Here is a 14087-nt window from a genome sequence, read left to right on the forward strand (position 1 = left end):
ATTATAGTATAATGGATGAAAGCGAGGGATGGATGATGAAAATTGTTTTAAAATTACCTGTCCAGAAGAGGAGAAGCACATGGAACCTGAAAATCGTATATCTAATAAGGCCTTGACCGTATGGAAAATCAGTGGGCTTATAAGCTGTTCAATAACTTGGATTATAAGCATCGCCGTACTCGTGCTTACAATCATTTTTGATTGGACATATTGGGCGTTTGGAGCGTTGATCTTAATTTCGATTATCCAATCCTATCTGGCCATCTTTCTGATTCCATCGGTGAAATGGAAGAGATGGCGTTACGAAGTAAGAAATACCGAAATTGATATTCAAAGTGGTATTTTCGTCATTAAAAGAACACTCATACCCATGATTAGGGTTCAGCATGTTGAAACGAAGCAAGGGCCATTATTAAGAAAATACGATTTAGCCTCCGTTGAAATTTCCACTGCAGCGACCCTTCATGTTATCCCTGCTCTGGACCTGGCTGAGGCAGATGAACTGCGGCACTATATTTCTAGAATGGCAAGTGTGGAGGAAGAAGATGTCTGAACCTAAAAGGCTTCACCCTATAGCTGTATTGCTTAACATTATTAAATCGATTAAGGAGTTAGTCATCCCTTTTTTATTAGTGGTCGTCATTCCTGGGAAGAATGAAGGGATTCCTGGATGGATACAACCGTTGGTCATTGCCATTATTATACTTTTAATTATAAGTAATGCATTCCTTCAATGGGTACGTTTTACATATCGCATGGAAGATGGTGAATTTAGAATTGAGTCTGGAGTATTCGTAAGGAAGAAACGGTATATAAAGTTTGATCGGATCCATAGTATAGATATATCAGAGGGGATCATCCAACGGATATTCAGCCTGGTGAAGTTGAATATTGAAACGGCAGGCGGGTCTCAGGCCGATGCCGTATTATCAGCCATAAGCAAAAATGATGCGGATCGAATCAATGCTTTTATAAGTGAGGAAAAAAATGCGAATAATCCTTTTGATAAGGATAAAGATGAGGTCACTGATAATGAATATGCAGCAAAAACGTCTTCCGTCTTTAAGCAGACGCTGCCGCAACTATTCGTTATGGCTGCCACTTCGGGAGCGGTGGGTGTCTTCCTATCTGGGGCAATCGCTTTTATTTCACAGTTCGATGAAATGATACCCTTTGAGAGGATATTTAAGGATTATGAAGATTTTATTGAAATGGGGACCATCATTCTGACCGTGTTTGCACTTTTGGGCTTATTGGTGGTTTATGTACTGGCCACATTAAGTATGGTAATTAAATATGCTTCCTTTACCGTGATAAAAACGGAGGAGGAAATCGTTATTTCCAGAGGGCTTCTCGAGAAAAGACAGCTGACAATCCCTATCCATAAAATCCAAGGTATCCGGATCATGGAGAATTTGATTAGAAAGCCATTGGGATTGGCTACGGTTTATATTGAGTATGCGGGAGGCAGTATGGAAGATAAAGAAAGTCTATCCATCATGCTGTTCCCTTTAATCAGGAAGAAGTATTTACATGAAAAAATCCTGGAAATTTTACCGGTTTATGAAACAACCACGGAGATGACACCGATACCTAAGCGTGCGCTTTCCCGGTATGTATTTCGTAAGGTTCTATACATAATCCCGATCATTGGTGCCATGGTATGGTTTTTCAGACCTTGGGGTTATCTTTCCCTTTTGCTTGTACCATTGGCGATTTTTTGGGCTTACATGCAATATAGAGATGCAGGATGGAGCATAGACGGGGATTTGTTGCTATTGAGCGGCCGTTTTTTCTCAAAGCAAACATTGATCATGCAGAGAAGCAGAATTCAATCAATCACATATAAAAAAAGTTGGTTTCAGAATCGAAAAGAATTAGCTACGATTTCAGCATCGATTAAATCAGGAATCACCTCCCGGGTCGGCATGGTTGCTGATGTGGAAGAAAAGGATTGCCTAATAATTAAATCATGGTATTTACCTAAAAAAGCAGTCGACTCCCAATGATTGAAAGGAAGAGTCGGCTGTTTGTCCTACCATTTTTTTCTTAAGTATAATGGAGCTGTTAAAAAGCCGGTTGCTAGTCCAGCCAAATGTCCGACAACGTTGATCTGTGGTTGAATGAAAGTCATGATAATGGCAATTCCGGTCAGTGTATATACTGTATTTCTTTCGTTGTTCGTAAAATTGGTTTTATTGAACAGTACAAGATATAGAAAGAATCCGAGTAAGCCAAAAATTGCTCCGCTGGCACCAACGTGGTTATATGTCAGTGGGTTAATTAGGAAGGTTGCAATATTGGCAAGGATTCCTGTCGATAAAAAGAAGATTGAAAACTTAACGGTTCCAAGTAATTTCTCTAGGAATGGACCAAAGATGGCAAGTGAGAATCCATTAAACAGTAAATGTGTAAACGTGCTATGTAGAAAGATGGGGGTGATCAAACGCCACCATTGTCCATCAGCGATATATAAGTTCACACCTGTGCCATAATAAAAGAGTACATTACCGGGAAATATGGGGAAAAGGACGAGAACGAAAACAATCATCATAATGAGTATGAGCACAGTTACAGCTCGATATGAATTTGCGTATTCGCGGAAGCCTTCTGTTCTTGTAAACATAAATTCCTCCTTATTATCATTTTTAATTAGATACAATATTATCATTTTCAGGTAAAAGAGTCCTCCTAATAATATGCAGCTTATTAAATGAATAGAAGAGGTGTCAAAGTGATTAAAGGTATAGGCGTAGACATTACTGAGTTGGATAGAATGGAAACATTGATTAATCGGCAACCCCGTTTAAAGGAGCGTATATTAACAGAAAGTGAAATCTTGATTTTCGAAAAGTTAAATGGAAAAAGGAAGGTCGAGTATTTTGCTGGGCGTTTTGCGGCAAAGGAGGCTTTTTCAAAGGCAAACGGTACAGGGATCGGTAAGCACTTATCCTTTTTGGATATTGAAATCATCTCGGATGATAAAGGAAAGCCGGTGATTTCAAAGCCGTTTTCTGAAGGGGTCCATCTTTCGATTAGCCACAGCAGGGATTATGCAGTTGCCCAAGTCGTAATTGAAGGCTGAATGGAGTTTTGTCCAATCGGGTCATAAACCTTAAGGTTGTCTCATATACATTTAGTGCTATAGGGAGACAAGGCCCGGTAAAAGGTACATGGCAGAGTAGGTGCTCTCGAAAAGTTTTTAGCCGGATCGAGAATTTGTCCGTGTCTAAAATACTGAGGAATCTAAGACATCAGTCGAGCCAATGTCCGGATCCTGCCTTTTCCTCTCCCTTTTACGTTCAAATGACAAAAAGGGGTTGAAAAGATGAAGAAGATGTTAATGCTTTTTGCAGGGATCATGCTCTTGCTTGCTCTTTCTGCTTGCGGCCAAAAATCACAGAGTGACGTAGTGAGTGAATTGAATGAGAAGCTTGGCGAAATGAAAGGATATAAAGCTAACGCGAAGATGACATTAAAGATGGGGACGGAGCCTCAAGTGTATAATGTGGAGATTTGGCATAAGGACCCTTCTTTTTACCGCGTAAATCTGAAAAATGAAGAGAAGGATCAAAGCCAGATGATATTGAAAAATGATGATGGTGTATACGTTTTGACGCCAGCTTTGAATAAAAGTTTTAAATTTCAAAGCGAGTGGCCGGAGAACAGCAGTCAGGCCTATTTGTTCGAGTCGTTGGTGAAAGACATTACGGAGGATAAAAGTGCGACATATAAAGAAACGGATAAACATTATGTCTTTGAAACGAAAACGCGCTACCAAAACAATAAAATGTTGCCATATCAAGAGATTACTATAAACAAAAAGGACTTGTCTCCAGTCAGTGTAAAAGTCATGGACCCCGATAAGACCGCGTTGGTTCTTGTTGAATTCTCAAAAGTTAAATTCGATACGACTTTTGATAAAGATTCATTTGATATGAAGAAAAACATGACAAGTGCACAACTTGAAGCGCCCGTTATGGCAGAAGTCCAAAATGAGGGGTTTGCGGTGAAATACCCTGAAAATATTGGTGATATGAATTTAACGGAAGAAAAAGAAATTACGACGGAAAAGGGAGAGCGTGTCGTTTTGACCTATGAGGGTACAAAAAGTTTTACATTAGTTCAGGAAAAAGCTGAGGTAGTTCAAACTTCCGTATCGACGAATGTGAATGGAGAACCGGTTGATTTGGGTTATACTGTCGGAGCCATGACAGGAAATACGATTGCATGGACTTTTGAAGGTGTCGATTATATGCTTGCATCAAAGGATTTGGAACAGGAAGAGATGATAGAAGTCGCCCGTTCGGTTGGGGAAGATCCAGTCAAATAGGATTACATAACATGCTGATGTTTCCCGTCTCCTTACGAAGGCTTCTTCTAGGTAGGATAGGCGGGGAAGCAGCTTGTTGACATTTTTAATCCTTCTATTTGATTTAGGCTGGCAGCTGGGAAATTAGAATCAAGGTGAAAAAGCACTTTATCTTTCTAGCTGTTGGTTATAGAATGTTCCTATAATGAAACGAAAACTTCACTACTGGGAAGAATCTTATTGTGAGTGTAGGAAAGAAGGAAATGGTCTTGGAAACGAAAATATTTCATCGAGATACGTGGGCAGAAGTAAATTTGGATAATATTTTTGAAAATACCTCTTCAATGAAAAGAAGACTGGGAAATGGCGTTAGTCTTTTCGCTGTCGTTAAAGCGAATGCTTATGGCCACGGGGACTATGAAGTGGCTAATACGGCGCTTGAAGCGGGGGCAGATTTTTTAAGTGTCGCTTTTTTGGATGAGGCTCTCGCCTTACGAAAAAAGGGAATATTGGCTCCGATTCTTGTACTTGGGGCATCGAGGCCTGAAAGTGCAGCACTTGCTGCCGAGTATGGGATTTCCGTGACGGTTTTCGATGTAGCATGGTTGGAGAAGGCGAAGGATTTGTTGAAACCGGGACAAGTTTTGCAAATCCATGTAAAAGTGGATAGCGGCATGGGGAGAATCGGCATTCGTGATAAAGGCCAACTCATGAAAGTGGAAAATTTGCTTGAGAGGGAAGATTGTTTCAATTTCCAAGGGATATTCACTCATTTCGCGACGGCGGATGAACTGAAGACCGACTTTTATGAAAAGCAGCTCGCTTTCTTTAAAGGGATGCTTTCAGAATTGATTAGAAGGCCGGAATATATTCATGCAGCCAATAGCGCAGCTTCTTTAAGGTTCACCGATCCTGAATGGAATGCAATAAGATTGGGGATTTCCATGTATGGTTTGAGTCCTTCCGTGGAGATGAAGCCGATATTGCCATATCCATTAAAACAGGCTATATCATTGAGAACGAAGATGGTCGCGGTTAAACAGCTTGCAAAGGGTGAAAGCGTTAGTTATGGAGCGACTTATACGGCTGAAGGTGATGAATGGATTGGGACTTTGCCAATCGGTTATGCAGACGGCTGGATCCGTAAGCTGCAAGGCCAGGAAGTTCTTGTGGATGGAAAAAGAGTGCCCATAGTCGGAAGGATTTGCATGGATCAATGCATGATCAAGCTGCCTGGCCCATACCCTGTAGGAACAGAGGTCACGCTCATGGGGAATGATGGGGATGAATCGATTACTGTCGATGAGATAGCGGCAAAGCTGGAAACAATCAACTATGAAGTAACATGTATGATAGGAGCTAGAGTGCCCCGTGTATATATAAAAGATAAACAGATGAATCATGTACGCAACTTCATTTTGGAATGACCGGATTGTAAAAAAATCCTAAGAATGTGAATAAGATTTCCTTTATTATGCTGATAATAGGATTGAGAATAGAATATACTCTTTGCAGATAGGCATTTTAATGGTAATATTGAAAAGGATATATAATAAAGGTGTGTAGTGATGGTGGAGGTGTATGTTTGTGTCTGAATCCAGCGCAACAAGAGAGATATTAATTCGATTACCTCAAAATTTTTTAACAGAGTTAGATGGGTATGCGAGTGAGGAAAATGTAAATCGCAGTGAATTTATTTATCGTGCCACAAAAATGTATCTTCGCGAACGTAAAAAGAAAGAGTTTCGTGAATCGATGAAACGCGGTTATATTGAAATGGCGGCCATTAATTTAACGATTGCTTCTGAAGCCTTCCAGGCTGAATTCGAGGCTGGTCATTGCGTTGAACGATTAGTTAGCGGAGGCTGAGCCATTGATTGTTGTTAAGCGTGGTGACGTATACTTCGCAGACCTTTCCCCGGTAGTTGGTTCAGAGCAGGGTGGGACCCGTCCGGTACTAATTTTACAAAATGATATTGGTAATCGCTTTAGTCCGACTGTGATCGTGGCAGCCATTACAGCTCAAATTCAAAAAGCGAAATTGCCTACACATGTTGAGATTAATGCAAAAAAGTACGGATTCGAGCGGGATTCCGTCATTTTATTAGAACAGATCCGGACAATTGATAAGCAGCGTTTAACTGATAAAATTACGCATCTTGACGAACCGATGATGCAAAAAGTCAATGAAGCTTTGCAAATTAGTTTAGGCCTCATTGAGTTTTAAAGAAAATTTTTCCCGTTAAACCGGGCGTTATTATAATACAAATCATTCTTGATATTATTTAGATGGCACGATTCCTGTAACTGTGGGAATCGTGTTTTTTTTGTGAAACCACATAAACAAGTGTCCAAAAAGTATACAGCAGGAAATATGAGGAATTTGACGAATAAAAACAGTATACAGTTAGATATTGGATAGAACATTCATTATTTTTTTAAAATTTCTCCATAACTTTTCTTTAATTGATGTTTTTCTTCCTTAAATTTCGGGTATGTAGTTATGTTGTAAATACTTGAAAAAGCAAAAGTTGTAATGGGGATATTCAAAGAAAATCAAAATGGAAATAACATCATTACAGTTAGTTAACATCCTTGTGACGAGGACAGGGAAACATAGCAATTGTGTTAGAATGGGAGGATATTATGAATCAATTGGTTTACGATTTTATTAAGCAAAATCAGGATTACATCCTTACTGAGTGGATGGGTATCATGAAGGAAAGTACGGACGAAAGATTAATTAAAGTCGTCTCAGATCGAATGTTCACGCAAACGAGCAGTGAATTTATAGATATGATCATCGCGAATGTTGATAGTAAAAACAAGGAATTCACATTGAAGCTTTCAGATTTTGCCGAGAAAGTCGTCCAATTGGGATGGCCTCTTACATTCGTCAATGAAGGACTTCATAAATTCACGTTAATTGTCATTAATGGAATGGTGGAAAAGGGTCTGGTGACTCCTGATAATCAAGTCAATCTTGTTAACCATTTGGATAAATGGGCGACACCGATAAATAATGAAATAGTCAATATATATACCCAAACTTGGGAAAGAACTGTTTCCATGCAAAAAATAGCGTTGCAAGAACTTTCGGCACCGCTCATTCCTGTATTGGAAGGCATTACGGTTATGCCGCTTATTGGTACAATTGATACAGAACGTGCCAAACAGATAATGGAAAACTTGCTGACTGGCGTGGTTAAGCATAGATCTGAAGTTGTTCTCATTGATATAACGGGCGTGCCGGTCGTGGATACCATGGTTGCCCATCATATCATTCAGGCAGCGGAAGCAGTCCGATTGGTGGGCGCTAAATGTATACTTTGCGGCATTCGCCCTGAAATAGCCCAAACCATCGTTAATCTTGGAATTAATTTAAATGAAGTGATTACAAAAAATACATTAAAAAAAGGGATAGAAGTTGCGTTGGAATTAACGAGCCGTAAGATCGTAAAGGTGGAGGGGTAAGTATGAGGATTCCGATATTAAAGCTTTATGACTGCTTGTTAGTCTCTATACAGTGGGAATTGGATGATGTGACAGCCCTTCAATTTCAAGAGGATTTACTGCATAAGATTCATGAAACAAGCGCGAATGGGGTTGTTATAGATATTACCTCAATAGATTTTATTGATTCTTTTATCGCAAAGGTATTAGGCGATGTCTTTAGCATGTCTAAGCTTATGGGGGCCAAGGTTGTAATTACGGGGATCCAGCCTGCTGTTGCAATAACATTAATTGAACTGGGAATTAGTCTTGATGATGTTCTGACAGCATTAGACTTAGAGAAAGGCCTGGAGAAATTACAACAGGAATTGGGGGATTAAAGAATGGAGTTCCAATCCTGCGTAAAAATCATAAATGAATGGGACATCGTAGCTGCAAGGCAGCTCGGAAGAAATGTCGCTAAAGAGTTGGGATTCGGTACTGTAGACCAGGCCAGGATCACAACGGCTATTAGCGAATTGGCCCGAAACATATACCTATATGCTGGACAAGGCAGTGTTAGCATAGAAAAGCTAAATATAAATGGGAAGTCAGGATTGAAATTCATTGCAGAGGACCAAGGACCGGGCATTGAGGATATCCGCAGAGTCATGGAAGATGGATATACCACCTCAGGGGGGTTGGGCGCAGGTCTTCCTGGAGCCAAACGTTTGATGGATGACTTTGATATTGAATCGATACCAGGTGAAGGGACTAAGATTATCGCTACGAAATGGCTCCGTTAGGGGGGGACTATGGATATTAGGGAGAACATGGAGAAAAAGTATCATGAGGCGCTTTCTACTTATCTTAAAGACCAAAATGAGCAGGCACTCTACCAAGGGCAAAAGATTAGCCGCCTACATATCAAATACAATATATCTCCAGAAGAAATCATCAGTATGCATAAGAATAACTTAATGGAACTTTACCCGGAATTACCGGGAAAAGTATTGGACTCTTTCGATTTTCTGCTAGAAGTCATGATGGGCTACGGCATTGCATACCGTGAACATCAAAGCCTTAGACATCAACAGCAGGAACTGAAAACGGAAATCGAGATTGCGGCAAACGTTCAACATACTCTTTTGGAAACGAAAATTCCTGATATCAAAGCTCTTGAAATAGGAGCAATCAGTGTTCCGGCGAGACAGATGACCGGGGATTACTATCACTTCGTCCAAGATGAAAATGAGCGTATAGGGGTAGGGATAGCCGATGTCATAGGAAAAGGGATTCCTGCTGCATTGTGCATGTCGATGATCAAATATGCGATGGACAGTCTTCCGGAGCATCGTCATGAACCGAATAGTGTGCTTGAGAGTTTGAACCGTGTTGTGGAGCATAATGTGGATCCAAGCATGTTCATAACCATGTTCTATGGTTTATATGATCCGCATGACAGGCAATTTTCCTATGCTTCAGCCGGACATGAACCTGGTTTTTACTATGACGCCGCAACAGGTACTTTTAGCGATTTGGATGCAAAGGGCTTGTTGCTTGGAGTTGATAAAAAAACAAGGTATCGCCAATATGAAAAAACGGTGAATCGCGGGGACATGATCATTTTATTATCTGATGGAGTAACGGAGTGCCGGACGAATGATGGGTTCATAGAAAGGGAAACGCTTATTGGTTTCATTAAAAAGAATATGCATTTGCAAGCCCAGGAAATGGTGAATAATATATATAAACAATTGGAGAAAATGCAAAACTTCCAACTGAGGGATGATTTTACATTAATAATTTTAAAATCAAAGGTTTAGTATCTTTCCTGCGGGGTATAGATATAGGAATGAAGAGGATTTGAAGAGGTGGGTCAAGGATGAATATAACAGTGGATGTTAATGAATTAAATACTGAATTTATTGTAAAACTAAAAGGTGAAATCGATGCCTATACTGCACCAAAACTAAGAGAATCACTATTTCCAATTTCAGAGCAGGACAATGTTTCGATTACTATTGATTTAACTGAAGTTTCTTATATGGATAGTACGGGACTTGGGGTATTTGTCGGTGCTTTTAAAAGCGTAAGGGCACATAATGGCGAATTCACTTTAGTTGGCTTATCAGAAAGGTTACGACGTTTATTTGATATTACAGGTCTTGCAGATATTATTGATATAAAAAGTGGTACAGAGGGTGGGTTAGAATGAGTCAAGTATATGATTACATCGAAATGAAAATACCTGCAAAACCAGAATTCATCGGTGTCATTCGTTTAACGCTTTCTGGAATTGGAAGCCGGATGGGATTTGCGTATGATGAAATTGAGGATTTGAAAATCGCTACCAGTGAGGCTTGTACAAATGCGGTACAGCATGCATATAAAGATTCTGAAAAAGGTGAAGTGAAAGTAAGTTTCGGCCTTTATCCCGACCGTTTGGAGGTCATGGTTTCTGATAGTGGTAAGAGCTGTAATTTCGAAGAGGTTCGTCAAGGACTCGGTCCATACGAAAATGGACAAAAAGTCGAACTCTTGAGAGAAGGAGGCTTGGGTCTTTACCTCATTGAAACTCTGATGGATGATGTAAAAATTCACCAGCATGACGGGGTTACAGTATTTATGACTAAGTTTTTAGAAGGAGAGCAGGTGGAGATGGATGCAAAAACAGTCTCAACCTAATCAGGCACAAAGAGAACAGGTAAATGAATGGATAAGAGCTTACCAGCAGAATCAAGATGATGAAGCACAGAGTAATCTAGTCGTCCATTATAAAAGTTTGGTTGAAACAATCTCCCGTAAGTATGCGAAGGGGAAATCATTTCAGGAGGATATCTCCCAAGTAGGCATGATTGGTTTGTTGGGTGCCATTCGACGATATGATGAATCTTTCGGTAAGAGCTTTGAGGCGTTTGCCGTCCCTACCATAATCGGCGAAATCAAAAGGTTTTTGCGTGACAAAACATGGAGTGTCCATGTGCCAAGGAGAATTAAGGAACTTGGTCCGAAAATCAGGGTGACTGTCGAGGAATTAACGACAACTCTGCATCGTTCACCAAGAATAGATGAAATAGCCGATAGTATAGGCGTGACGGAAGAAGAAGTTTTAGAAGCGATGGAAATGGGAAAAAGCTATCAAGCTTTATCTGTGGATCATTCCATTGAGGCAGATTCTGATGGCGGTACTGTCACATTGCTTGATATATTCGGGAATGTCGATGAAGGTTTTGAAAAGGTCAATCAGCGTCTTGTGCTTGAAAAGGTGCTGCATGTGCTGAGTGACCGTGAAAAGATGATCATTCAGCATACTTATTTAGAAAATTTAAGTCAGAAAGAAGCGGGCGATAAACTTGGGATTTCCCAAATGCATGTGTCTAGGCTCCAACGCCGCGCGATAAAGAAACTTCAAGAAGCCATTAATGCTGAAAACTCGGAGTTAATTCAGTGATCAAAGATATTCTGAGGGGAGAAAAAATAGAAGTCCTTGTCTCTCAATCGTCTAAAAACGGGATGGTTTATTGTGGTGATGATTACTATTTTCTTCATACGAAAGAATACTTTGTGTGTGTACTGGCAGATGGACTAGGCAGCGGGAAAAATGCTTACGATTCCTCCCATGCCGTCATCGAGGAAGTTAAACGTAATCATGAGTTGGATGTAGAATCACTAATGGCAGTGTGTAATCAAGTTTTAATCGATAAGCGGGGGGCAGCCGTTTCCATTTTGAAGATATTTTATGACAAGAATGAATTTGTATACAGTTCAGTGGGGAACATCCGCTTTTTTCTGTATAATCCAAGCGATGATAAACTAGTTTACCCTTTACCTGTTACAGGGTATTTATCCGGCAGGAAACAAAACTACAGGACGCAGAGATACAAATATGAACCAAATGCAAAATTCATTCTTCATTCAGATGGTTTAGAACTTAAGGGAGCTAAATCTTTTTTGAAAAGACTTGCCCCTATCGATAAGAACGCCCAATGCATATTAAAAAGCAGTCCATTAACTGCAGATGATACAACTTTCATTTTAGGAAGCTTACTTTCGCCATAATTCGGAAGTGAGCTTTTTTGTATGGAATTCGCAACTTCATCACTCATTTGCTAGACTATACATATTAGATTAAAAGGTTGGAGGTAAATATAATTATGGTTGTAGAAGATACATTAAAAGAATTGATTAAACAAATATCCAATGAGCTAACTTTGAAAAATCATCAAGTCCAAAACGTCATACAGATGCTGCAAGAGGGTAATACTGTCCCTTTTATTGCGCGGTATAGAAAAGAAATGACGGGTTCACTTGATGAAGTGCAGATTCGTTCCATTATGGAAAGATGGAATTATCTAGAAAACCTTGGTCAAAGGAAAGCGGAAGTTACGCGTTCGATTGGTGAACAGGGGAAATTGACGGAAGAATTAACAAGACAAATCGAGAAGGCAACGAAACTGCAGGAAGTCGAGGATTTATACAGGCCATTCAAACAAAAAAGGAGAACGAAAGCGACAGTTGCTAAAGAAAAGGGTCTTGAACCACTGGCTAATTGGCTTCTGGAATGTCAAATGCATGCTCGAGTTAGCGAAAAAGCCGCAGAGTTCATATCGGCAGAAAAAGAAGTTTCTTCTATTGAAGAGGCTATTACGGGAGCGCAGGATATCATTGCTGAACATATTTCTGATGATGCAGAATTAAGGAAGTGGATAAGGGCTGAAATTTTCAAAGCTGGAAAAGTGGTTTCAACTGTGAAAAACGAAGAGAAGGACGAGAAAAAAATCTTTGAGATGTACTATGAATATGAGGAGCCGGTTCAAAGGATCGTACCACATCGGGTGTTAGCGCTAAATAGAGGTGAAAAGGAGGAGGTTTTACGAATCTCCATTCAGCCTAGGACTGAGATCATCATTGGTCATCTGGAACGGAAAATCATTAAAAATAACAAATCTGAAGCCCAGGTTGTTCTTAAATCTGCGATTGAGGACGGACTCAAGCGTTTGATCATGCCTTCTGTAGAACGGGAAATCAGAAAAGAGCTGACGGAAAAAGCTGAGGATCAAGCTATCCATATTTTCTCTGAAAACCTCCGGAACCTGCTCTTGCAGCCCCCGCTTAAAGGGAAAGTGGTCCTAGCCTTAGATCCGGCATATCGGACTGGCTGTAAGTTGGCTGTCATTGATGAAACCGGAAAGGTACTCGATATCAGTGTAATCTATCCGCATCCTCCTGTTGCGAAGCTTAATGCTGCCCGTGAAAAAACGATCGAAATACTACAGCGTTTCTCGGTTGAGATCGTGGCAATCGGCAATGGTACCGCATCACGTGAATCAGAGCAATTCATCGCAGATATTTTAAAAGAAGTGAAAGGGAATATTTCATATATAATTGTTAATGAAGCGGGAGCCAGTGTGTATTCAGCCTCCGATATTGCCCGTGAAGAGTTTCCAGATCTTCAAGTTGAACAGAGAAGCGCCGTTTCGATAGGCAGAAGGCTTCAAGATCCCCTTGCTGAACTTGTTAAAATTGATCCCCAATCCGTGGGGGTAGGTCAGTATCAACATGATGTGTCGCAGAAAAAGTTAACAGAGTCCCTCACCTTTGTAGTAGAAACAGCTGTTAACCAGGTTGGAGTGAATGTCAATACAGCTTCATCGTCTCTATTACAATATGTAGCTGGTTTATCAAAATCGGTTGCTCAAAATATTGTGAAGAAAAGGGAAGTGGAAGGGAAGTTTTCAAGCAGGAAGGAATTAAAGAAGATTCCACGGCTTGGTGCCAAAACATATGAACAATGTATAGGGTTCTTACGTATCATTAATGGAGATGAACCTTTGGATCAAACCGCGATACATCCTGAGAACTACAGTGCCGTGAATAAATTATTGAAGAAAATGGGATTCAAATCTGAGGATTTAGGCAGTGGTGCACTGAATGAAGAGTTAGGTAAACTAAATCCGGCTGATTTGGTCAATGAATTGGAAATTGGTGAAATTACGATTAAAGATATCATAGATGATTTGATGAAACCTGGAAGAGATCCTCGGGATGAATTATCAAAACCGCTGCTTAAGCAGGATGTACTAAAAATGGAGGATCTGCAAACTGGGATGGAATTACAAGGTACAGTGAGGAATGTTGTGGATTTCGGTGCGTTTGTGGACATCGGTGTTAAACAGGATGGACTGGTGCATATTTCTAAACTGAGCAACCGGTTTGTAAAGCACCCATTGGATGTAGTTGCCGTTGGGGATGTTGTTACGGTTTGGGTCGAACAGGTTGACTCCCAAAAGCAAAGGGTATCTTTAACGATGCTCGAGCCAAAGGATCAAAACTAGCCTAT

At 40.2% G+C, this 14087-nt stretch carries 17 protein-coding genes; 16 read left to right on the forward strand and 1 reads right to left on the reverse strand.

Annotated features, from left to right (window positions below; genetic code table 11):
* Positions 1-79 precede the first annotated feature (79 nt).
* Entirely contained in the window at positions 80-553 is a 474-nt protein-coding gene (locus tag NYE63_RS01445; RefSeq protein ID WP_342603812.1) for a PH domain-containing protein, read from the forward strand.
* Complete coding sequence (locus NYE63_RS01450) at positions 546-2009, forward strand: PH domain-containing protein (RefSeq protein WP_342603813.1); 1464 nt, start codon at positions 546-548, stop codon at positions 2007-2009. Before NYE63_RS01445 ends, NYE63_RS01450 begins: the two co-directional genes overlap by 8 nt.
* Before the next feature lie 26 nt (positions 2010-2035).
* On the opposite strand, the gene NYE63_RS01455 is transcribed toward NYE63_RS01450, so the two are convergent.
* The gene (locus NYE63_RS01455) at positions 2036-2626 is read right to left on the reverse strand and encodes a rhomboid family intramembrane serine protease (protein WP_342603814.1); all 591 of its coding nucleotides are present in this window, start codon (positions 2624-2626) and stop codon (positions 2036-2038) included.
* Between the two features lie 108 nt (positions 2627-2734).
* Between NYE63_RS01455 and acpS the strand changes: the two genes are divergently transcribed.
* The 14 genes from acpS (at position 2735) to NYE63_RS01525 (ending at position 14082) form a co-directional block, all read left to right on the forward strand.
* Positions 2735-3085, forward strand: coding sequence for a holo-ACP synthase (gene acpS, locus NYE63_RS01460; RefSeq protein WP_342603815.1), 351 nt, complete (start codon positions 2735-2737; stop codon positions 3083-3085).
* A gap of 243 nt (positions 3086-3328) precedes the next feature.
* Positions 3329-4333: an outer membrane lipoprotein carrier protein LolA gene (locus NYE63_RS01465; protein ID WP_342603816.1), complete on the forward strand. Its 1005-nt coding sequence runs from the start codon at positions 3329-3331 to the stop codon at positions 4331-4333.
* A 242-nt stretch (positions 4334-4575) separates the two neighbouring features.
* Positions 4576-5739 carry an alanine racemase gene (alr, locus tag NYE63_RS01470; RefSeq protein WP_342605658.1) on the forward strand — a complete coding sequence of 388 codons (1164 nt, stop codon included), beginning with the start codon at positions 4576-4578 and terminating at the stop codon, positions 5737-5739.
* Positions 5740-5899: 160 nt separating this feature from the next.
* Complete coding sequence (locus tag NYE63_RS01475) at positions 5900-6181, forward strand: antitoxin EndoAI (RefSeq protein WP_034306380.1); 282 nt, start codon at positions 5900-5902, stop codon at positions 6179-6181.
* A 7-nt stretch (positions 6182-6188) separates the two neighbouring features.
* Positions 6189-6539, forward strand: coding sequence for a type II toxin-antitoxin system PemK/MazF family toxin (locus tag NYE63_RS01480; protein ID WP_034306610.1), 351 nt, complete (start codon positions 6189-6191; stop codon positions 6537-6539).
* A gap of 419 nt (positions 6540-6958) precedes the next feature.
* Positions 6959-7786: an RsbT co-antagonist protein RsbRA gene (locus NYE63_RS01485; RefSeq protein WP_063236353.1), complete on the forward strand. Its 828-nt coding sequence runs from the start codon at positions 6959-6961 to the stop codon at positions 7784-7786.
* Between the two features lie 2 nt (positions 7787-7788).
* A complete protein-coding gene (locus NYE63_RS01490; protein WP_048682053.1) occupies positions 7789-8145 on the forward strand; it encodes an STAS domain-containing protein in 357 nt (118 codons plus the stop codon).
* A 3-nt stretch (positions 8146-8148) separates the two neighbouring features.
* Positions 8149-8550, forward strand: a complete 402-nt coding sequence (locus NYE63_RS01495; RefSeq protein ID WP_342603817.1) for an anti-sigma regulatory factor — start codon at positions 8149-8151, stop codon at positions 8548-8550.
* Positions 8551-8559: 9 nt separating this feature from the next.
* Positions 8560-9570: a PP2C family protein-serine/threonine phosphatase gene (locus tag NYE63_RS01500; RefSeq protein ID WP_342603818.1), complete on the forward strand. Its 1011-nt coding sequence runs from the start codon at positions 8560-8562 to the stop codon at positions 9568-9570.
* A 59-nt stretch (positions 9571-9629) separates the two neighbouring features.
* A complete protein-coding gene (locus NYE63_RS01505) occupies positions 9630-9962 on the forward strand; it encodes an anti-sigma factor antagonist (protein WP_063236355.1) in 333 nt (110 codons plus the stop codon).
* The gene (gene rsbW / locus NYE63_RS01510) at positions 9959-10432 is read left to right on the forward strand and encodes an anti-sigma B factor RsbW (protein ID WP_034306366.1); all 474 of its coding nucleotides are present in this window, start codon (positions 9959-9961) and stop codon (positions 10430-10432) included. Before NYE63_RS01505 ends, rsbW begins: the two co-directional genes overlap by 4 nt.
* Positions 10410-11198 carry an RNA polymerase sigma factor SigB gene (sigB, locus tag NYE63_RS01515; RefSeq protein WP_342603819.1) on the forward strand — a complete coding sequence of 263 codons (789 nt, stop codon included), beginning with the start codon at positions 10410-10412 and terminating at the stop codon, positions 11196-11198. The genes rsbW and sigB overlap by 23 nt, the downstream gene beginning before the upstream one ends.
* Positions 11195-11806 carry a PP2C family serine/threonine-protein phosphatase gene (locus tag NYE63_RS01520; protein WP_342603820.1) on the forward strand — a complete coding sequence of 204 codons (612 nt, stop codon included), beginning with the start codon at positions 11195-11197 and terminating at the stop codon, positions 11804-11806. The genes sigB and NYE63_RS01520 overlap by 4 nt, the downstream gene beginning before the upstream one ends.
* A gap of 95 nt (positions 11807-11901) precedes the next feature.
* Positions 11902-14082 (forward strand): Tex family protein, encoded by a 2181-nt coding sequence (locus tag NYE63_RS01525; protein WP_342603821.1) that lies wholly within the window; start codon positions 11902-11904, stop codon positions 14080-14082.
* Positions 14083-14087 lie beyond the last annotated feature (5 nt).

Origin of the sequence: Peribacillus sp. FSL E2-0159, from assembly GCF_038643155.1 — a bacterium.
In the GTDB taxonomy this organism is placed as follows: domain Bacteria; phylum Bacillota; class Bacilli; order Bacillales; family DSM-1321; genus Peribacillus; species Peribacillus simplex.